General features: G+C 62.7%; 17 protein-coding genes. 12 read left to right on the top strand and 5 right to left on the bottom strand.

The window, feature by feature from the left end:
• The first annotated feature begins 20 nt into the window (after positions 1–20).
• The 4 genes from AC3IT9_RS20535 to qhpG are packed head-to-tail and all read left to right on the top strand — an operon-like array spanning position 21 to position 5,605.
• Positions 21–1,925, top strand: a complete 1,905-nt coding sequence (locus AC3IT9_RS20535) for a sigma-54-dependent Fis family transcriptional regulator (RefSeq protein ID WP_489270893.1) — start codon at positions 21–23, stop codon at positions 1,923–1,925.
• Complete coding sequence (locus AC3IT9_RS20530; protein WP_423504936.1) at positions 1,925–3,643, top strand: ABC transporter ATP-binding protein; 1,719 nt, start codon at positions 1,925–1,927, stop codon at positions 3,641–3,643. Before AC3IT9_RS20535 ends, AC3IT9_RS20530 begins: the two co-directional genes overlap by 1 nt.
• A complete protein-coding gene (gene qhpE, locus AC3IT9_RS20525) occupies positions 3,633–4,310 on the top strand; it encodes a subtilisin-like serine protease QhpE (RefSeq protein WP_353741328.1) in 678 nt (225 codons plus the stop codon). The genes AC3IT9_RS20530 and qhpE overlap by 11 nt, the downstream gene beginning before the upstream one ends.
• Positions 4,307–5,605 (top strand): flavin-dependent monooxygenase QhpG, encoded by a 1,299-nt coding sequence (gene qhpG / locus AC3IT9_RS20520; RefSeq protein ID WP_489270892.1) that lies wholly within the window; start codon positions 4,307–4,309, stop codon positions 5,603–5,605. The genes qhpE and qhpG overlap by 4 nt, the downstream gene beginning before the upstream one ends.
• Positions 5,606–5,717: 112 nt before the next feature.
• Here qhpG and AC3IT9_RS20515 read toward each other — a convergent pair whose 3' ends face one another.
• Entirely contained in the window at positions 5,718–7,208 is a 1,491-nt protein-coding gene (locus AC3IT9_RS20515; protein WP_150759318.1) for an aldehyde dehydrogenase family protein, read from the bottom strand.
• Between the two features lie 549 nt (positions 7,209–7,757).
• Between AC3IT9_RS20515 and peaA the strand changes: the two genes are divergently transcribed.
• From peaA to peaD, 4 genes are all read left to right on the top strand, one after another.
• Positions 7,758–9,338: a quinohemoprotein amine dehydrogenase subunit alpha gene (gene peaA / locus AC3IT9_RS20510; RefSeq protein ID WP_489270891.1), complete on the top strand. Its 1,581-nt coding sequence runs from the start codon at positions 7,758–7,760 to the stop codon at positions 9,336–9,338.
• A gap of 96 nt (positions 9,339–9,434) precedes the next feature.
• Positions 9,435–10,865, top strand: a complete 1,431-nt coding sequence (gene peaB / locus AC3IT9_RS20505) for a quinohemoprotein amine dehydrogenase maturation protein (protein WP_008056152.1) — start codon at positions 9,435–9,437, stop codon at positions 10,863–10,865.
• A gap of 1 nt (position 10,866) precedes the next feature.
• A complete protein-coding gene (gene qhpC, locus AC3IT9_RS20500; RefSeq protein WP_008016081.1) occupies positions 10,867–11,190 on the top strand; it encodes a quinohemoprotein amine dehydrogenase subunit gamma in 324 nt (107 codons plus the stop codon).
• A 21-nt stretch (positions 11,191–11,211) separates the two neighbouring features.
• Positions 11,212–12,330: a quinohemoprotein amine dehydrogenase subunit beta gene (gene peaD, locus AC3IT9_RS20495; RefSeq protein WP_489270890.1), complete on the top strand. Its 1,119-nt coding sequence runs from the start codon at positions 11,212–11,214 to the stop codon at positions 12,328–12,330.
• Positions 12,331–12,460: 130 nt separating this feature from the next.
• Here the strand turns inward: peaD and AC3IT9_RS20490 are convergent, their stop codons facing one another.
• On the bottom strand, positions 12,461–12,862 hold the full coding sequence (locus tag AC3IT9_RS20490; protein ID WP_150725710.1) for a lysozyme inhibitor LprI family protein: 402 nt from the start codon (positions 12,860–12,862) through the stop codon (positions 12,461–12,463).
• A 62-nt stretch (positions 12,863–12,924) separates the two neighbouring features.
• Complete coding sequence (locus AC3IT9_RS20485) at positions 12,925–13,323, bottom strand: GFA family protein (protein ID WP_489270888.1); 399 nt, start codon at positions 13,321–13,323, stop codon at positions 12,925–12,927.
• 198 nt (positions 13,324–13,521) lie between these two features.
• Here AC3IT9_RS20485 and AC3IT9_RS20480 point away from each other — a divergent pair, with 198 nt between their 5' ends.
• Entirely contained in the window at positions 13,522–14,010 is a 489-nt protein-coding gene (locus tag AC3IT9_RS20480) for an SRPBCC family protein (RefSeq protein WP_150753218.1), read from the top strand.
• Positions 14,011–14,295: 285 nt separating this feature from the next.
• Here AC3IT9_RS20480 and inhA read toward each other — a convergent pair whose 3' ends face one another.
• Entirely contained in the window at positions 14,296–14,982 is a 687-nt protein-coding gene (inhA, locus tag AC3IT9_RS20475) for an isonitrile hydratase (RefSeq protein WP_150725713.1), read from the bottom strand.
• Positions 14,983–15,071: 89 nt separating this feature from the next.
• Here inhA and AC3IT9_RS20470 point away from each other — a divergent pair, with 89 nt between their 5' ends.
• On the top strand, positions 15,072–16,055 hold the full coding sequence (locus AC3IT9_RS20470; protein ID WP_150753216.1) for a GlxA family transcriptional regulator: 984 nt from the start codon (positions 15,072–15,074) through the stop codon (positions 16,053–16,055).
• 39 nt (positions 16,056–16,094) lie between these two features.
• Here AC3IT9_RS20470 and AC3IT9_RS20465 read toward each other — a convergent pair whose 3' ends face one another.
• Positions 16,095–17,918, bottom strand: coding sequence for a glycoside hydrolase family 15 protein (locus AC3IT9_RS20465; protein ID WP_489270886.1), 1,824 nt, complete (start codon positions 17,916–17,918; stop codon positions 16,095–16,097).
• Between the two features lie 271 nt (positions 17,919–18,189).
• Here AC3IT9_RS20465 and AC3IT9_RS20460 point away from each other — a divergent pair, with 271 nt between their 5' ends.
• On the top strand, positions 18,190–19,362 hold the full coding sequence (locus tag AC3IT9_RS20460; RefSeq protein ID WP_151214926.1) for an MFS transporter: 1,173 nt from the start codon (positions 18,190–18,192) through the stop codon (positions 19,360–19,362).
• A gap of 189 nt (positions 19,363–19,551) precedes the next feature.
• The gene (locus AC3IT9_RS20455; RefSeq protein WP_489270885.1) at positions 19,552–20,286 is read left to right on the top strand and encodes a thioesterase II family protein; all 735 of its coding nucleotides are present in this window, start codon (positions 19,552–19,554) and stop codon (positions 20,284–20,286) included.
• The last annotated feature ends 228 nt before the right edge of the window (positions 20,287–20,514 follow it).

Raw genomic sequence — 20,514 nt, 5'->3', positions numbered from 1 at the left:
TGGATGACCCGGAGCGCTTGATGACGCCAATAAAAACAAACTCCCCCAAACTGCATCGCGAAGCCCGGCTGGCCCGGGAAAAGCTGCACCTGGAAGGCGAAGTGCCGGATGGCGTCCTGCGGGCGGAAATCGATGCCTCGTGGCGACGCAGCCTGAGCCATGGCGTGCATTTCAATGCCAAGCATGAGCTGGCGCTGGAATCGAGTGCCAGCCTCGACGTGCTGCTGGCCAGCAACCGCTTGCTGATCGACGCCGCGCTGCCGGCCATCGATTACCTGGCCGAGCGTCAGGGCAAGGAAGGGCTGATCATCCTCGCCAACTCCGACGCCACCATCCTCGCCGTCGAAGGCCGCGCCGACCGTCTCAAGGGCAGTGGCCTGCAGGACATCACCCTCGGCGCCTGCTGGAGCGAAGCCGTTCGCGGCACCAACGCCCTCGGTACGGCACTGGTGGAAGCCCGGCCGACCCTGATCGATTGCGGCGAACATTATCTGGATCGCCTCAGTGATTTTTCCTGCACTTCGGTGCCGATCCATTGCCCCCAGGGCGACATTCTTGGCGTCCTCGACCTGACCCGCGAAGGCCCCCTCGGCCGCGCACACGACAGCACTACGCTGCTGGCCATGGCGGTCAGCCAGATCGAAAGCCGGGTGTTCAACGCCAGTTATCCGGACGAAATCGTCCTGGCCTTCCACAGCCGCAGGCAATACCTGGAATCCCCGTGGCAAGGCCTGCTGGCCGTGAGCCTCGGCGGGCAGATCCTGGCGGTCAGCGCCCAGGCCTGCCAGTTGCTCCACGCCGAGCGCTCGGCCCTGGTCGGTCGGCGCTGCGAAGAGTTTCTTGGCGTCGACGGCCTGCAGTTGTTGGCGCGCCTGCATCAAGGTGGGGCCGGCAGCCTGCAAACCGCCAAGGGTGAATTCTTCTACAAGACCCTGCGCGCGCCGCAACGCTCGATCAACGTCAGCAGCCCGCCGCGCACTGCGGCGAAACCGGCCAAGGCGCAACCGGATCTGGAAGCGCTGGCCGGCAGCAACACGCGCTACGCCCGAGCCTTGCGCATGGCCCGTCAAGGCCTGGCCAATGAATTGCCAGTCCTGTTGCTGGGCGAAACCGGCACCGGTAAAGAGGTCATCGCCCGCGCCCTGCACATGGCCGGAGCGCGCTGCGAAAAACCCTTCGTGGCGGTGAACTGCGCGGCCATTCCCGAAGGCCTGATCGAGTCCGAACTGTTCGGCTACCGCGAAGGCGCGTTCACCGGTTCACGCCGGGGCGGCATGGTCGGGCGCTTGCAGCAGGCCCATGGCGGCACCTTGTTCCTCGATGAAATCGGCGACATGCCATTGGCCTTGCAGGCCCGATTGTTGCGGGTGTTGCAGGATCGCAAGGTCGCGCCCCTGGGCGCTGGCGAAGAGCAGGACATCGACGTCGCGCTGATCTGCGCCACTCACCGCGACCTCAAGCGTCTGGTGGAAGAAAAACACTTTCGCGAGGACCTGTTCTATCGGGTCAACGGCATCAGCGTGATGCTCCCGGCCCTGCGCGAACGCGAGGATTTCGGCGCGCTGGTCAGTCGCATGCTGACGACACTGGGCGCACCCGCCGTGGTCCTGCACGACGATCTCGATCGCTTGCTCAGCGGCTATCACTGGCCGGGCAACATCCGCCAACTGGAGATGGTCCTGCGCACCGCGCTGGCCATGCGCGAACCGGGTGAAAACGTGCTGACCCTCGACCACTTGCCCGACAGCATGCTCGACGAGTTGACCGCCAGCGAACGGCCCCAGGCCGGCAGCATCCGGGAAAACGAACTGGAGCTGATCCGTCAGTCCCTGGACACGCACCAAGGCAATGTCTCGGCCGCCGCCGACGCCCTGGGCATCAGCCGCGCGACGCTGTATCGCAAGCTCAAACAGTTGCGTTCGTGATGCAGCGCTTGATCGTTCGGCTGATCGACAGCCAGAACCCCGAGGCGCTGCAAGCGTCACTGCGCTGGCTGTACAGCTTCGTGCGACCCCATCGCCTGGCGATTGCCGGGCTGTTGGGCCTGTCGGTCTGCGCCTCGGCGCTGGTGCTGGTGCAGCCGTGGCTGACCAAACTGCTGATCGACGATGGCCTGTTGGCGCGCAACTTCCCGATGCTGGTGTTGATTGCCGGGCTGATGATCGTTGCCGGCTTGTTGGGCACAGCGCTTTCGGGCATCAACCGCTACCTGCACACGCGACTGTCCGGGCGCATGCTGTTTGCCCTGCGCGATGACCTGTACCGGCATTTGCAAACCCTGTCGCCGGGCTTTTACGGCCAGCGGCGCATCGGCGACCTGATGTCGCGCCTCGATGGCGACGTCGCGGAAATCCAGCGGTTTGCCGTGGACTCGCTGTTTTCGGCCGTGTCCAGCGTGATCGGCCTGGTGGTAGCGGTGGCGATGCTGCTGACCCTGTCCTGGAAGTTATCGCTGCTGGCCCTGGTGCTGATTCCCCTCGATGTCCTCTGGCTGCGCTGGATGCGGCGCAAGGTCGAGCGCGATGTGCGGCAGTTGCGCGAGCGTTCGGCGGACATGTCGTCGTTCATGGTCGAGACGCTGCCGGTGATGAAATTCATCCAGTCCGCCGGCCAGCAACAGCGCGAAGCACGGCGCCTCGAGACGCTGGGGCAGGGCTACATGAGCCAGTTGCTGCGCCTGCAAGTCACCGAATTTTTCACCCAGGCCGTGCCCGGTACCCTGACCTCGCTGTCCCGGGCCTGCGCATTTCTGATCGGCGGTTACTGGGTGGTGCAGGGCACCTGGCAACTCGGCGCGCTGATTGCGTTTTCCACTTACCTGGGCATGGCCGTGGGGCCGGTGCAGAGCTTGCTCGGGCTCTACGTCGCGATCCAGCGGATGACCGTCAGCCTCGGCCGGGTCATGGAATTGCGCGGCGAACAACCGACCGTGCTGACGCCCGTCACGCCACGGGCGATGCCCAATGGCGGCGATCTCTGGTTCGACAACGTGCACTTCGCCCATCCCGGCCGCCAATCGACCCTGCGCGGCATCGAAGCGCGGATTCCCTACGGTATGAAAGTGGCCCTCAGCGGCGGCTCCGGCGTAGGTAAATCCACCCTGATCGACCTGCTGCAACGTCATCACGATCCGCAATCGGGCCGGGTACTGCTGGGCGACGTCGATCTGCGCGAACTGGACCTGTTCCAGTTGCGTCGGCGCATTGCCATCGTCAGCCAGGACATCGTGCTGTTTCGCGGCAGCCTCGCCGACAACCTGGCCTATGCGGTGCCGGACGCCAGCCGCGAAGCGATTGCCGACGTGGCGCGGCTGGCGCAACTCGACAGCCTGATCGAGTCCTTGCCCGAGGGCCTCGACAGTCCGTTGGGCGAGCGCGGTCAGCAGTTGTCCGGCGGGCAGAAGCAACGCATCGCGATTGCCCGGGCGCTGTTGCAGGACCCTTTGATTCTGGTACTCGATGAAGCCACGTCCGCGGTGGATGAAGTCACCGAGCGCGAAGTCATCGACGCTATCGACCGCTTGTTTGCCGGACGTACGCGCATCCTGATCAGCCATCGCCCCTCAACCCTGGCCGATGCCGATCTGCGCTTCGAGTTGCTCGACGGCGTGCTGACCTCGAAAACGGTGCTGCATGAAACCTGAGTTGCGCATTGGTGTAGTGGACAGCGGTCACTCGGCGGCACAACGGGTGCAAGTGATCGCCGGTCGGCGTTTTTCATTGCTTGAAGACGGCCTGGCCGAGGGCGACTTGCGCGAAGACCCGCTGGGGCATGGCAGTGCGGTGATCGAGGCGATCGGCCGGCGTGCCCCCTCGGCGCTGTTTTGCGTGGCGCAGGTGTTCGACCAGCGGGGTGTCACCAGCGCCTTGCAGATCGCCACGGCGATTGACTGGCTGCTGACGCAGGACGTGCGACTGATCAATTTGAGCCTTGGCCTGCGCCAGGATCGCAGCCTGCTGCGCGCGGCCTGCGCGGCGGCGGTGGCGAGGGGCGTGCTGCTGTGTGCGTCGAGCCCGGCCCAGGGGGAAGGGGTGTTTCCGGCGAACTATCCGCAGGTGCTGCGGGTGACCGGCGATGCGCGGTGCGCCGAGCAGGAATGGTCGTGGCTCAACAGCGCCCAGGCGGATTTCGCCGCCTGTGTGCATGGCACCTACCCGGGGCAATCGGGGGCGAGCCTCGGTTGTGCCGCCTTGAGCGGGCACATCGCCGGATTCCTCGCCGAACAGCCTGACGCCAGCAATGCGCAAGTCATCGAGTGGTTGCGCGACCATGCCCGTTACCGTGGCCCTGAACGGCGCTTCGGGCCATGACCGAGATCGTCATTCTTGGCGCCGGACCGGCCGGTGCCGCCGTCGCGCTGGGACTGCGACGGCTGGGCCATGGTGTCACGCTGATCAGCGAATGGCGCCGGTTTGCGGCGTTTGAAGGCGTGTCCGTGCGCGTTCTGGAAGCCTTGCGCGGCGCGGGCCTGCATCAGGCGTTGGCGCAGGCGACGCTGCCTTCTCAACGCCAGGTGAGCTGGAATGGCCAGCACCATGCGCAGAACATCGAGTACTTGCTCGACCGTCCGCTGTTTGACCGAGGCCTGCGTGAGGATTTGCGCCTGGCGGGGGTCGAGCTGATCGAAGGCCGGGTGCTCACGGTTCAGTCATCGGCCAATGGTCATCGAATCGAAATCGACGGGCGCGAACCGCTGTTCGCGCCATTTCTCGTGGAAGCCCGAGGACGTCAGGCCCCCGCTATCGGCAAGGGCTTGCGTGGGCCAGAGACGGTCAGCTTGCTCAATCGCTGGCAGGGTTCTCCGGGCAGCACCGCCAGCGCCGTGGAAAGCCTCGAGGATGGCTGGGCATGGATGGCGCGGCGCGCCGACGGTCAGTGTTACTGGCAATGGACGGTGGACGTGGCCAGCGCCGGATTGCCGGGCAAGGCGATGTTGCTCGAATACTGCAGGCAGCGGCGCCAGGGTTCGAAGCTGGCCACGGCATTTTTTGCTGGCGAAACGGAAGCGGATCTAAAGCTGCACGCCCGCAGCAGCACAGCGATTCTGAGCCCGCAGGTGTGTGGCGAAAACTGGATTCGGGTCGGCGATGCGGCAATGGCGGTCGACCCGTTGTCGGGCAACGGGATCTTTCAGTCCTTGTCTTCGGCGTTGCAGGCGCCGGCAGTGATCAACACGCTGCTGTGCAAACCCGAGCGGGCGGCTCTGGCCCAGCGTTTCCACCAGCAGCGGGTGGAGCAGTTGTTTTTGCGATTTGCGCGGATCGGCCGGGATTTTTATGCCGATGAGCAGCGTTGGCTGGATCAGCCGTTCTGGCAGGCACGACGGAGTTGGCCGGATGCCGAGGTGGCCCATGCCGAGGCGGATTTCAATGCGCTGAGAGTTGAGCGGGCGCCGGTGTTGCGTGATGGGCTGGTCGATGAAGCCGAAGTGGTGATCACGGCGGATCAGCCGTTGGGGATCTGGCATGTGCATGGGGTTGAGGTGGCGGCGTTGGTGCAGAGGTTAAAGCAGGGAGAGCCGGCGGATCAGGTGTTGGCCGGGTTGACGGTGGAGCAGGGAAGGATGGTCAGGAGTTGGTTATTGGCTCAGGGGTTCAAACCTTGAGATTTTAGCTGTCTGAGATGGCCCCTTCGCGAGCAAGCCCGCTCCCACATTGGAATGCGTTCCCCTGTGGGAGCGGGCTTGCTCGCGAAGGCGGCCTAAAGGGCGCCGAAAATCACAACTTGATCAACACCGACTTCAACTCAGTGTAATGCTCGATCGCCGCATACCCCATCTCACGCCCGACCCCGGACATCTTGTAGCCGCCGAACGGCAGCGCCGGGTCCAGGGCGCTGTGGCAGTTGACCCACACCGAGCCTGACTTGATCCGCGGAATCATCCGGTGCACCGCCGCCAGGTCATTGGACCAGATACTCGCGCCCAATCCATACGGACTGTCATTGGCCATGCGCAAAGCATCGGCCTCGTCATCGAACGGAATCGCCACCAGCACCGGCCCGAAGATTTCTTCCTGCACCAGTGAGTGCTTCTGATCGACGTCGACAATCACCGTTGGCTTGACGAAGAACCCCGGGCCGAACTGCTCACCGCCGCAGGCGATGGTCGCGCCGCTTTCCCGGCCCTTTTCGATGTAGCCGTAGACGCGCTCCTGCTGGCGCGCCGAGATCAATGGCCCCATGTCGACGCTCGGGTCCAGGCCGTTGCCGAGCTTCATGGCGTTGGCGATATCGCTGATGTCCGCCACCACATTGTCGAAGTGCTTGCGCTGCACATACAGCCTGGAGCCGGCACAGCAGACCTGGCCCTGGTTGAAGAAAATCGCGCTGGCGGCCCCGGCCGCGGCGGTTTTCAGGTCGGCGTCGGCCATGACGATGGTCGGCGATTTGCCGCCCAGCTCCAGGGTGACCCGGGTCATGGAATCCATGGCGATCTTGCCGATCTGCTTGCCCACGGCGGTGGAGCCGGTGAAGGTCAGCTTGTCCACCAGCGGGTTGTGGGTCAGGGCCGAGCCTGCGGTGATGCCGGTGCCGGTGACCACGTTGAACACGCCCTCGGGATAACCGGCTTCCAGCACCAGCTCGGCGAGTTTCAGGGCGGTCAGCGGGGTTTCGTCGGCGGGCTTGAGCACTACGGTGCAGCCGGTGGCCAGAGCCGGACCGAGCTTCCAGCAGGCCAGCAGCAGCGGGAAGTTCCAGGCAACGATGGCACCGACCACGCCCACGGCTTCGCGGCGGATGAAACTGTGGAATTGATCGTTGGGCATCAGCGGCGCCGACACGTCAACCGTAGAACCTTCTATCTTGGTCGCCCAACCGGCCATGTAGCGCAGGAAATCGATGGCCAGCTGCACGTCCATCACTTGGGCAACCACTGCGCTTTTACCGTTGTTCAGACATTCCAGCTGCGCCAGCAGTTCGGCGTCGCGCTGCATCAGGTCGGCGAGTTTCCACAGCAGGTTCTGCCGCTCCCGGGGGCGGGTGCGGGTCCAGGCGGAATCGTCGAACGCCTGGCGGGCGGCGAGCACCGCACGGTCGACATCTTCCGGCGTTGCCCGTGGCACCACGCACAATACCTCACCGGTGGCCGGGTTGTGCAGGGGCATGGTCTGGCCGTCGGCGGCCTCGACCCAGTCACCGCCGATGAGCATGCGCGGGGCGCGCTGGATGAATGCCGAAGTGGCGGGAAGCAGGTTTGGGAGCGACATGATGAAACCTCGTCTTGTTCGTGTGGCGAGGTCATTCGCAACGGTTGTGCCAGTTTGCCCAAAGCGCCGTGTTAGCAGGTTTCGGCGGCCAAATGAACTCATGAACGAGCGCAGGATTGTCGCAAACTGAGACGCCGCTGACACACTCGTCGCGCCCTGTAGGAGCTGGCTTGCCAGCGATGGTCGTTAACGATAACGCGTTCTTACAGAGGGAGCGCGTTGCCTGAGAGTCCATCGCTGGCAAGCCAGCTCCTACAGAAAGCAAAACGATCATTGGTCATCGCCCATCGACGTGGCTCACCTATGCTCGTCTCAGAGTGAAACTGTTGTCGCGAAATAAAACGTGTTCCCGCGATGGCTGTACTGCCAAAACCCCTGAAGTTTCCAGCAAGTTATTGATTTAAAAAGATTTTAACAAGCTGGCACGCTCCGTGTATTGCTCATCGCAGACGTTTCTCTTGCCTCCGTCAGCGGTCCGCCGCCGACGGCAGAAACCATAAAAACGATAAGCCACAACAATAAGAACGCACCGTGCGAGGTTCGACGTTGATGAAGAGAAAACTCCGATCAGGCATGAGCGCCAGCCTGCTGGCCGTAGCCGCTTGTGTAGCGCTGCATTCGCCTCATAGCCTGGCAGCCCGCGACGCCCAGACCATCCTCAAGGAAACCTGTCAGGGCTGTCACACCCCCGAAGCCGATAACGGCCTGAGCCGTATCAGCCACCAGCGCAAAACGCCGGAAGGCTGGTTGATGAGCATCGCCCGCATGCAGACCATGCACGGTTTGCAGATCAGCGATGACGACCGTCGCACGCTGGTCAAGTACCTGGCCGACACCCAGGGCCTGGCGCCGAGCGAAACCGATGGCGTGCGCTATGCGCTGGAGCGGCGGCTCAATACCGTCGAACAGTTCGACGACCAGACAAGTCAGATGTGCGGCCGCTGCCACTCCGGTGCGCGGGTTGCCCTGCAACGGCGTCCGGCCCAGGAGTGGGAACGCCTGGTGAACTTCCACCTCGGTCAGTGGCCGTCCCTGGAGTACCAGGCGCTGTCCCGGGACCGCGACTGGTTCGATATGGCCCGCAAAGAGATGGTGCCGCTGTTGGCCAAGCGCTATCCGCTGGACAACCCGGCCTGGAAAAAATGGCAGAGCGCGGCGCCGAAAGCCGAAGCCCTGGTGGGCGACTGGAGCTTCAGCGGCCACTTGCCGGGCAAGGGTGAGCTGGCCGGTGTCATGACCGTGAGTGCCGATGGCAGCGATACCTTCAAGGTCAGCGTCAAAGGCCAATACGCCGACGGCACCCCGTTCAATGGCGACGGCAGTGCGATTCTTTACACCGGCTACGAATGGCGCGGCAACGTGACCATCGATGGCGTGACCATGCGCCAGGTGTTCGCCGCCCAGGGCAATGCGATGCAGGGCCGGATGTTCGAGGCCGAGCATGACGAGCGCGGCCTGGACTTCGTCGCCGCCAAACAGGGTTCGAACCGTTTGCTGGCGGTGCAGCCGGGTTATCTGAAGGCCGGCAGCGAAACCGAAGTGACCCTGATCGGCAGCGGCCTGAGCGGTAAACCGGACTTCGGCAAGGGCGTGGAAGTGGTTGAAGTGGTCGAGCAGAGTCCCGAGCGGATCAAGGTCAAGCTCAAGGCGGCGGCCAATGCCCAACCCGGCGTGCGCGCGGTCAGCGTCGGTACGTTGAAGGGTCCGAGCCTTTCGGTGTACAGCAAGATCGCCTCGGTCAAGGTTGTGCCGGAATTCTCGGTGTCGCGGATCGGCGAGGGCGGTGGTTCGACGCCGAAAGTCCAAGGCCGTTTCGACGCGGAAGCCTGGGGCAAGGGTGCTGACGGCAAGCCGTATCGCATCGGCGTGTTCCCGGCGCAGTGGAAGGTCGAGGCCTTCGACGACCGTGCCAAGGAAGACGAAGACGTCAAGTTCGCCGGCACCATGCAGGCCGACACCGGCGTGTTCACCCCGGGCGATGCCGGGCCGAACCCGGCACGCAAGATGTCCACCAACAATGCCGGCAACCTCAAGGTGATCGCCGCCGTCGACGACGCAGGGAAATCCCTGACCGGCGAAGGCCACATGATCGTCACCGTGCAACGCTGGAACAATCCACCCATTCCATGAGTTGGCTGTCCTTGGCTTAACACAGCTTCAAGGCTACAGACACTTTTCGGAATGACCGCAAGCCCCGCCAAGCGGGGCCTGCACAGGAGGTTGGCAATGGGCGCTATCTTGAATCTGGTCGAACGCAACCTGCACGAAGTGCAGGTCGATGCCGACCGCATGCTGTTTCACATCCCCAGCAGTTCGCTGTTCGCCAGCGATGAACTGACGGGCACCATCATCGATACCTTGCGCGGCCCCGGCTGCTCCTCGGACGACTTGATCCAGCGCCTGGCCGCGCGTTTCAACGGCGAAGAAATCACCGAGACCCTGCGCGAGCTGATGGCCCTGGAACTGGTCAGCGACGGTTCGCCGCTGACCCCGGACATCGCCACCAAGCGCGTCGAGCGCACGGCAATCAATACCGTGGTGCTCAACGTCAACACCGGCTGCAACCTGAGCTGCACGTATTGCTACAAGGAAGACCTCGACAAGCCGTCGGCGGGCAAGAAGATGGACGTCGAAACGGCGATCGCCTCGGTGGAAATGCTGCTGCGCGAATCCCCGGACGAAGAGCGTTTCACCGTGGTGTTCTTCGGCGGCGAACCGCTGAGCAACCGCAAGCTGATCGAGTACATGGTCGACTATTGTGAAAAGCGTTTTCGCGAGGCGGGCAAGTTCGTCGAGTTCGTCATGACCACCAACGCCACGTTGCTCACCGAAGAAACCGTGGACTACCTCAACGCCCACCGCTTTGGTTTGTCGGTCAGCATCGACGGGCCGAAGACCGTGCACGACCGCAACCGCATCACCGTGGGCGGGCAGGGCACCTACGACGTGGTGCGGCGCAAGGCCGAGATGCTGCTGTCGCGCTACAACAGCCGTCCGGTCGGCGCCCGGGTGACCCTGACCACCGGCGTGACCGACGTCGAAACCATCTGGGATCACCTGTTCAACGAACTGGGTTTTGCCGAAGTCGGCTTTGCCCCGGTGACCTCCGGCGACATCAGCAGCTTCAACCTCACCAGCGATGAACTGGTGCAGGTGTTCGCCAACATGAAGGCCCTTGGTCGTCGCTATCTGGAAGCAGCGCTGGAGCACCGCAACATCGGTTTCTCCAACCTGCACCAACTCATCACCGACATCCACGAAGGCCACAAGAAAGCCCTGCCATGCGGCGCGGGCCTGAAGATGCTGGCGGTGGATCACAAGGGCGAGCTGAACCTGTGCCACCGCTTTACCGGTTCGAGCCTGCCGACCTTCGGCAACGTCCACAGCGGTGTGAAACAGGTGGAGTTGAACGACTTCCTGTCCCAGCGCCTGGACCGCACCAACACCGGCTGCGAGGACTGCCAGATCCGCAACCTGTGTTCCGGCGGCTGCTACCACGAGAGCTACGCCCGCTACGGCGACCCGACCCACCCGACCTATCACTACTGCGAACTGATGCGTGACTGGGTCGACTTCGGCATCGAGGTCTACACCCGGATCATGGCCAATAACCCTGCGTTCATCAGCAGTTACATCACTCCGCGCAAGGCTCACTGATATGAAACATCTCAAGGCAATCAATAACAAAGCGTTGAAGCTCGATCAGGCCGCGGATGAAAACCGCATTGAAGAAGTGGTGGCCATGAGCTCTGTGGCGGGCTGTGCCTCGACCACCGACCCGGGCTGGGAAATCGATGCGTTTGGCGGTGTGTCGTCGCTGTGCCAGCCGATGGAGGCCGACCTCTACGGTTGCTCCGACCCCTGCTGGTGGCCGGCCCAGGTGCCCGACATGATGAGCACTTACCCGGACTGGAACAAGGATGCCCAGGCGTCCAACGACAACTGGCGCAACCTCGGCACTGTCTTCCCCAAAGACAAGTGATCACAGAAGAAGGATTCCAGCATGCGTAACATCAAAGCCTGCGGCCTGGCCGCGTTCGCCGTCCTGAGCAGCTGTTCTGTCAGTGTTCTGGCCGATGAAAACACCGCGCTGCAAGTCGGTCACGAATACATGGTGACCACCAATTACCCGAACAACCTGCACGTGATCGACCTGACCACCGACACCCTGTTCAAGACCTGCAAGATGCCCGACGCCTTCGGCCCCGGCACCGTGCAGCTGTCGCCGGACCGCAAGACCGCCTACGTGCTGAACAATCACTATGCGGATGTCTATGGTGTCGAACTGGACAACTGCAAGCAGGTGTTCCACGCCAGCATCACCCAGAAGCCGGGTGAGAAGGCCAAGTCGATGTTCGCCTTCACGGTCAGCCACGACGGCAAGGAACTGTACACCGTCGCCAACCCGACGCTGATGATGAACGATCGCTACGAAGTGCAGCAGCCTCGACTCGATGTGTACGCCACCGACGCCGGGATGGATGCCAAGCCGCTGCGCAGTTTCCCGGCGCCGCGCCAGCTGACCATCATGCAGAGCGGTGACGACGGCACGCTGTACGTGGCCGGGGCGGACGTCTACAAGGTCAATGTGCAAACCGGCAAGTTCGACGTGCTGATCCCCAGCCGTCACTGGAAACGCCCGAACTACAGCGCGCCGGACGTGCTCTACGTGTGGAACCAGCAGACTTACCGGCATGACTTCTCGCTGCTGTACACCGCGGCGAAATTCAAGGACAAGAAACAGGACCCGGCCACCGCCGAATACCTGTACGGCCTGTTCAGTGTCGACCTGAAGACCGGCAAGACCGAAACCACCGACTTCGGGCCCTTGACCGAAATCTACTTCAGCGGCATGCGCTCGCCCAAGGACCCGAACCTGATGTTTGGCGTGCTCAATCGCCTGGCCAAGTACGACATCAAGCAGAAGAAAATGCTCCAGTCCGCCACGCTCGATCATTCCTACTACTGCATTTCCTTCAACAAGGACGGCAGCAAGATCTACCTGGCAGGGACCTTCAACGACGTGGCGATCTTTGATGCCGACAGCCTGAAGCAGACGGGCAGCATCAAGCTGCCGGGCGGGGACATGGCGATTACCACGGCGCAGATTTTTGTCCGGTAATTGCGGCGCCTGACCTGACGCTATCGCGAGCAGGCTCGCTCCCACAGGTTTTGTGAACACCACAAATCCAATGTGGGAGCGAGCCTGCTCGCGATGGGGCCCTCAAAAACACCGCAAAAACAGCACAAAATCAAACCCCCGGCACCGGACAACTCAAATCCCCCTCCGGACACTTCAAGTACTGCTTGAAAGTCTGAACCCGTGCCTTGGTCAGCTCCGTGGTGCAGTTGCTGTAGATCAGCGGATACACACTCCCGCCTTCCACCCCGGACGCCGAGAACTTGCACTCGGCATCACGAAACGCCACCCACGCCCGCTGCGCACCCACCAACTGCTTCTTGCTGTCCGGGTTGCTCTTGAGTCGCGAAGTGATCTGCTGGTACAGCGCATTCAATTCCTTGTCGGCGGCCGCATGCTGCTGCGCCGCGCACTGGTTAATCGTCGCCTGGTCGCTGGCGTTGTCGCAGTCCACGGCGAACGCCATGGAGGTGAACAACAGGGGCGTCAGCGCCAAGAGTAAGCGTGGGTTCATGCTGGAGTGCTCGTTGTGACCGAATGAGAGATGCAGTGTAGCGCCGAGGGGTATTCATCCCGCTAGGCCTGCCATTGCGCGTGTTTGTCCACCGAATCGTATTCCAGCCATGGCACGTCATGGGCCGTCCAGATATGCGCCTGGGGCGTCATCCGCGGATCGGTATCCAGTGTCGCCACCCGAACGATCACGTGGGGCTGGGCCGGCCGTTCGGCCATCAGGTGTGAACCGCAGGCCGAACAGAAGTACCGAAACTTGCCCGGCGACGATTCATGGCAGCTCAGGCGATCCTGGCCTTTGGTCCAGCGAAAGTGCTCGCGCATGACCCCGGCGGTCGATGCAAAAGCCGCTGCGTGTGCCTTGCGGCAGGTTTGGCAATGGCAGTGGCTGATGGGCATGTCGAGGCTGTCGAGTACGTATTCGATGGCCTTGCACAGGCAACTGCCGCGCAGGTTTTCCATGTCGCTATCCTTTTCGATGCTGTTTCGAGGCCGAACGTTAGCAGTTTCGACCTTCTGATTTTGCGGTAGCTCCAGAACTTATCCACGCAAAAGCGACCGAATATCTCAGGTATGGTTGATTGCTCATCCCGATTGGTACAACTTTAAAGTTGGTCTTGTGGTCTTACTGACCTACTGTTCAAGTACAGGAGGTGACTTATGAACCCAGCATCTGATCGCATCGAAAGGAAAATCCTGCTCAAGGCCAAGCGTTCACAGGTCTGGCGTGTGCTGGCCAATGCCGAAATGTTCGGACAATGGTTTGGCGTGGCACTGGAAGGCAAGCGTTTTGTGGCCGGCGAGTGGACCCAGGGGCAGGTTACCTACCCCGGTTATGAGCATTTGCGCTGGAATGTACTGGTGGAGCGAGTCGAGCCAGAACGGCTGTTTTCGTTTCGCTGGCACCCTTATGCCGTGAGACCGGAAGTCGATTACTCCCAGGAGCCCACCACACTGGTGAAATTCGAGCTCGAAGACATGGACAACGGCACGTTGCTCAAGGTCTCCGAGTCCGGTTTCGATCACATTCCCCAGGCCCGTCGCGAAAGGGCTTTCCGCATGGACAGTCGTGGTTGGGAGGAGCAAATGAACAATATCGAGCAGTTTTTGATCGACAATGCCAAGTCCCACGAGCAACAGAGTGGCTGAAGTCGGCTCGAAACCTGAGGCGTTCAAGGGTTTCGGAAGGCGGCTTATAGCGAATGTCTTACACGCGATGGTAGCAATGTCGCCTGTTACAAATTGGATCCGATGCGTATTCTCGCCTCACCCACTGAAGCACAGGATGTGCTCAGGATCATGGATGATCGACCATCTGCAAGGAACGCTACGACAAGGAGTCGTCATGGTCTTGGAAAAACCCGCTTCGGCGGGTTTTTTTGTGGGCGCAAGAAACGTCGTGGCGGCAAGAAACGGGTTCCCGCCGCCATTTCTTCACTGTCGGTCGAGTTTTGCCGCCGCGCGCTCGGTGATCTGCGCCCGCAGCTTCAACGAGCCGGCAGCCCGCTGGCGAGCCTCCTCCAGCACACTGGCCGGGGCCGTCTCGGGGCTGCCCGCGCTAAACGGCGGGGCCGGGGCGTATTCCAGTTGCAGCTGCACCAGCTCGGCGGTGGCCTGGTCGAACAGTTCGGCGGCCAGGGTCAGGGCGAAGTCGATACCGGCGGTGATGCCGCCACCGGTCAGCAGATTGCCATCACGAACCACCCGGCCTTGCACCGCGATTGCACCCAGCGGCTTGAGCAATTCGTGATACGCCCAGTGAGTGGTGGCGCGTTTGCCCTTGAGCAATCCCGCCGCGCCCAGCACCAGCGAGCCGGTGCACACCGAAGTGATGTAGCGGGCGTTGGCGGCCTGGGCCTTGAGAAAGTCCAGGGTCTGGTCATCTTCCATCAAGGGGCCGACGCCACTGCCACCGGGCACACAGATCACATCCAGTGCCGGGCAATCGTCGAAGGTGGTGGTGGGTTTCAACAGCAGGCCGGTGCTGGCGGTGACCGGCATCAGGTCTTTCCAGATCAGATGCACTTTCACATCCGGCAGCGAGGCCAGTACGTCGTAAGGGCCGGTCAGGTCCAGTTGCTGGACCTGTGGAAACAACAAAAAACCGATCTGCAACGTCATGGTGTTCTTTCTCGTGAAGTGGGTGGACGGTTTGACTTTAGCCTCGTAGGCTTTGGCGCATACGCCAATATCCCCACGAATTACGCCAAATGTCGAAAACCATCCATGTGCTCGCTTTCGCCAACGTGCAATTGCTCGACGTCACCGGGCCGTTGCAGGTATTCGCTTCGGCCAACGACATAGCCCGCCAGCAAGGCCTGCCGCCACCCTATGCGCCGACGGTGATTGCCAGCGGCGGCGGGGCGGTGATGTCGTCGGCGGGCTTGGCGCTGTTGGCCGAACCGTTACCGGAGGAGGGCACCGATACCCTGATCATCGCCGGTGGCTGGGGTGTTTACGCAGCGGCTGAAGATGCGCCGTTGGTGGCCTGGGTGCGCGAACATGCCCGTGGTTGCCGGCGGGTTTCCTCGGTGTGCACAGGTGCGTTCTTGCTGGCGGCCAGCGGCTGGCTCGATGGCCGGCGCGTGGTCACTCACTGGACCCGTTGCGAGCAACTGGCGCAGCAGCATCCGAAACTGCACGTGGAGCCCAACCCGATCTTCATCAACGACGGCCCGGTCTGGACCTCGGCCGGGGTGACCGCCGGCATCGACCTGGCGCTGGCCATGGTCGAACAAGATCTGGGGCGCACCATGGCCCTCGAAGTCGCCCGGCAACTGGTGGTGTTTCTCAAGCGTCCGGGTGGTCAGTCGCAATTCAGCGTGACCCTGTCCCTGCAACAGGAAGGCAACCGTTTCGACGAACTTCACGCCTGGATCAGCGAAAACCTGACCCACGACCTGGGCATCCCGACCCTGGCCTTGCAGGCCGGCATGAGCGAACGCAGCTTCGTGCGCCACTACCGCGCCGACACCGGCCAGACCCCGGCCCGGGCCATCGAACTGATCCGCGTCGAAACCGCGCGGCGTTTGCTCAGCGATACCGGCGTGCCGATCAAACGGGTGGCGGTGCAATGCGGCTTCGGCAGCGAAGAAACCCTGCGCCGCAGCTTCCTGCGGGCCATGGGCGTGACGCCACAGGCTTATCGGGAGCGGTTTTCGGTCAGTGCTGGCGCAGATCCAGTGGTGTCTTGAGCCACCTTCTGCCTGAGTTCGAATATTGTTTACCTGTATTCACGGCTGCCAAATAACCTTCTCCCCACTCAACCTCCGATCCAGAAAGCACGCCGCACTGATCAACGCCAGATGCGTCAGCGCCTGCGGCGTGTTGCCCATGTGCCGCCCATGGCTGTCGAACTCTTCGGCATACAACCCCAGCGGGTTGGCGTACCTGAGCAGTTGTTCGAACTCCAGGTGGGCCTTGTCGAGCTGGCCGGCGCGGGCCAGGCATTCGACGTACCAGAACGAGCAGGCGGCGAAGGCGCCTTCGCTGCCGGGCAGGCCGTCGATCTGGCTGTCATCGTTGCGGTAGCGGTAGATCATGCCGTCGCGCACCAGGCTCTTTTCGATGGCTTGCAGGGTCGCCAGCCAGCGCGGGTCGCGGGCGCTGACGAAACGCACCAGTGGCATCAGCAGCATCGAACCGTCCAGGCCGGTGCCGCCGATGTGCTGGACGAAATGTCCGCGTTCCTCGCACCAGAAGTTCTCCCAGATGTCGGCGTAGATCGCCTGGCGGGTCTGGTCCCAGCGCGCGAAGGGTGCCGGCAGCGAGCGTTTTGAAGCGAGGCGGATGGCGCGGTCCAGGGCGACCCAGCACATCAGCCGTGAATGCAGGAAATGGTATTGCGCGCCGCGCATCTCCCAGATCCCGACATCCTTTTGCTCCCAGGTTTCGCAAACCTGATCGATCACCTCCACCGTGTGTTTCCAGCCTTCATGGGAGATGGCTTCGCCGTATTTGTTGACCAGGTAAATCGCGTCCATCAGCTCGCCAAAGATATCGAGTTGGACCTGTTCGTAAGCCTGATTGCCGATGCGCACCGGTTGTGCGCCACCATGACCGGACAGGTGTGTCAGCTCTCTCTCCGGCAACTCCTGGCGACCGTCGATGGCATACAGGATATTGAGTTTCATCGGCTTGCCCCGGCAGTCGCTGACCCGCCCGCGCAACCAGCGCATGTAGGCGTTTGCCTCTTCGACGAAGCCCAGGCGCATGAACGCATAGACGGTGAACGAGGCGTCGCGGATCCAGGTGAAGCGATAGTCCCAGTTGCGTGCGCCACCCGGGCTTTCCGGCAGGCCGAAGGTGGCGGCGGCGAGAATGGCGCCGTGTTTGCGCGAGGTCAGCAGCTTCATCGCCAGGGCTGAGCGGTTGACCATTTCGCGCCAGCGGCCGCGGTAGTTGGACTGGCCGATCCAGTCGCGCCAGAACTTCAGGGTGCGCTCCAGGCACAATTGCGCCGCGCCTTCCTTGAAGCGCGGATCGTCGAGGGCGCCGAGCAGGAACTGACCGGTCTGGTCCTGTTCGAGGGTGAACTCGGCGACCGCCACATTCGCGTCGATGCGCAATGCCTGATCCGAAGAGAGCCGCAGAGTCGGTTGGCCGACAGCCTCAAACATCACGTCCTGTTTGTTCTGGCGTGCGCGAGTGTGGGCGCGGGCGTAGTCATGGCGCACGGCGCAGCGCATGTGGAAGGTGGCGCGGCCGCTGACCACACGGATCCGTCGCATCAGCAGCGGCAGGTCATCCTCGGTGTCGCCGACGGGCAGCAGGTCGGTGACTTCGACCACGGCGCGATCACTGAGCCAGCGGGTCAGCAGTACATTGGTGTCGGGCAGGTAGATTTGTTCGCGGCGGGCGTCGGGCAAGTCCGGTGACAACTGGAAAATCCCCGCCTCGGGGGTGTCCAACAGCGAGCAGAAGATCGACGGACTGTAGAACTCCGGCCAGCAGAAAAAATCCACGCTGCCCTTGTCGTTGACCAGCGCCGCGCTGCGCATGTCGCCGATGATGCCGTGGGCGTCGATGGGGCGTTGGCGTTCGGGGGGATCAACCATTGTCGCGAAACTCCGGGAACCTGGGGCCTAAATAGCTGACTGGTTTGGGTGGCCGAGAGTTCATTTGGCGGGGTGGTTGTGGTGGTTTTGCTGTCCCCTTCGCGGGCAAGTCGGATCGCCGCACCGCCGCTCCCACATTGGACGGCGTACACAAATCAACTGTAGGAGCGAGCCTGCTCGCGAAGGGGCCTTCACATACAGCCAACAATTCCACGCTTCCCCCACAATCAGCCGTTATGGCAACGTGCAGTCCCCTGATGAGACCCGTCCCATGGCCAACCCCTACCGCGAACTATTCAAAGCCCCCGGCAGCGGCGCCTTCGTGCTGGCCGGGATGATCGCGCGCATGCCGATTTCCATGACCGGCATCGGCCTGATCACCATGCTTTCGCAGTTGCAGGGTGGCTACGCAATGGCCGGCGCGGTGGCGGCGACGTTCGCCCTGGCGACGGCCTTTTGTGCGCCGCAGGTTTCGCGGCTGGTGGATCGATATGGCCAGGGGCGGATTCTGCCGGTATCGGCACTGCTCGGCGGTGGGGCACTGTTGCTGCTGTTGCTTTGCACGCGGTTGCAGGCACCCAACTGGACGCTGTTTGTCTTCGCCGCGCTGGCCGGTTGCATGCCGAGCATGTCGGCGATGGTGCGGGCACGCTGGACCGAGGTGTATCGCGGCCGTCCCGAGTTGCAGACCGCCTACGCCCTGGAGTCGGTGCTGGACGAAGTCTGCTTCATCGTCGGGCCGCCACTGTCGGTGGGGTTGTGCGTGGTGGCATTCCCCGAGGCCGGGCCGTTGGCGGCCTTGCTGGCGCTGGCCATCGGCGTCACCGCGTTCGTGTTGCAGCGCAGCACGGAACCGCCGGTGCATCCCCATGAAGCCCATCACCAGGGCTCGATCATCCGTTCCCGCGACATTCAGTTGCTGATGCTGTTGATGGTGGCCATGGGCACCATCGTCGGCGTGGTGGACGTGGTCAGCGTCGCCTTCGCGCAACATCAGGGCCAACCGGCGGCGGCAAGCATCGTGCTGTCGGTGTACGCCATCGGCTCGTGCCTGGCCGGGTTGGCGTTCGGCGCACTGCGCTCGAAAGTGCCGCTGGCGCGCCTGTTCCTGTACGGCGGGGTGGCGACGGCGGTGACCACCTTGCCGTTGCTGCTGGCGACGAACATTTTCGGCTTGTCCCTGGCGGTGTTTGTCGCCGGCCTGTTTTTCGCGCCGACGCTGATTGTCGCCATGGCCCTGGTGGAGCGGATCGTGCCGCCGGCCAAACTCACCGAAGGCCTGACCTGGCTGGTCACCGGCCTGAGCATCGGTGTGGCGATCGGCGCCGCGGGCTCCGGTTGGCTGGTGGACGCCTTCGGCGCGCGCAGCGGGTTCTGGCTGGCGATTGCGGCGGGGGCGGTGGTGCTCGGCTCCGCGATCCCGAGTTATCGCCATCTGAAATGAAGATCAAGCCTTCGGAGATAGTCCCCTGTAGGAGCGAGCCTGCTCGCGATAGCGGACTATCAGTCGACATCATCAGTGCCTGACACACTGCTATCGCGAGCAGGCTCGCTCCTACAAGGGATCTCTGTATAACTAATTCCCGGCACACCTCATCCGTTCTCTTTACAGACAACTCTCGAGGAAAGCCCGGTGACCCCGCTGACATTGCTGTGCCTGCCCTATTCGGGCGCGAGTGCCATGGTCTATAGCCGTTGGCGGCGCAAGCTGCCGCAGTGGCTCACGCTGCAACCGGTGGAACTGCCGGGGCGCGGCGCGCGGTACGGCGAGCCCTTGCACACCGACATGCGCCGCCTGGCGCTGCAATTGGCCCAGGAACAAAAAACCTCGCTGAAGGCGCCGTACGCGCTGTTCGGCCATAGCATGGGCGCGTTGCTGGCCTGCGAGATGGCCCACGCATTTCGCTCCCTGGGTTGCCCGGAACCGGTAGCGCTGTTCGCCTCGGGCACCGCCGCGCCGACCCTGCGCGCCGACTACGACCGGGGCTTTGCCCAGCCCAAGACCGACGCCGAACTGATCGAGCAACTGCGCACCCTCAACGGCACCAGCGAAGAGATCCTGGCCAACGAAGAGTTGATGAGCCTGACCCTGCCGGTGCTGCGTGCGGACTTCCTGCTGTGCGGACGTTTCGAACCGGTGCAGCGGCCGTTGCTCAAGTGCCCGGTGCACGTGCTCGGCGGCAAGACCGACCGCGCCACCGCTGAACAGTTGATCGGCTGGAGCCAGGAAACCCGTGGCAGTTTTTCGGTGGACATGCTGGCGGGCGGGCACTTCTTCATCCATGAGCAGGAAGCGAAGGTACTGCGGGTGATCAAGGATCAGCTTGAGGTGCATCATCGGCGGCATTCCATGGCTGCCGTGGTTTAACACCACTCCCAAATTTCACCCGCCCCCTGTGGGAGCGAGCTTGCTCGCGATGGCGTCGTGTCAGCCGACAATAATGGTGCCTGACACACTGCTATCGCGAGCAGGCTCGCTCCCACAGGTTTTTCATTGTTCTGTATTGCGCATTTCACCTCCCGCCTGATCCGCTAATTTTTCCCGCCTGCATTCGTTTTATAGGGACGACGCGCCCTTGCGCCTGCTGCCTACTGA

It is taken from the genome of Pseudomonas sp. KH_046_1, assembly GCF_057839025.1.
Note: the sequence above shows the minus strand (reverse complement) of the source record. Positions and strands in the feature narration are given on the sequence as shown.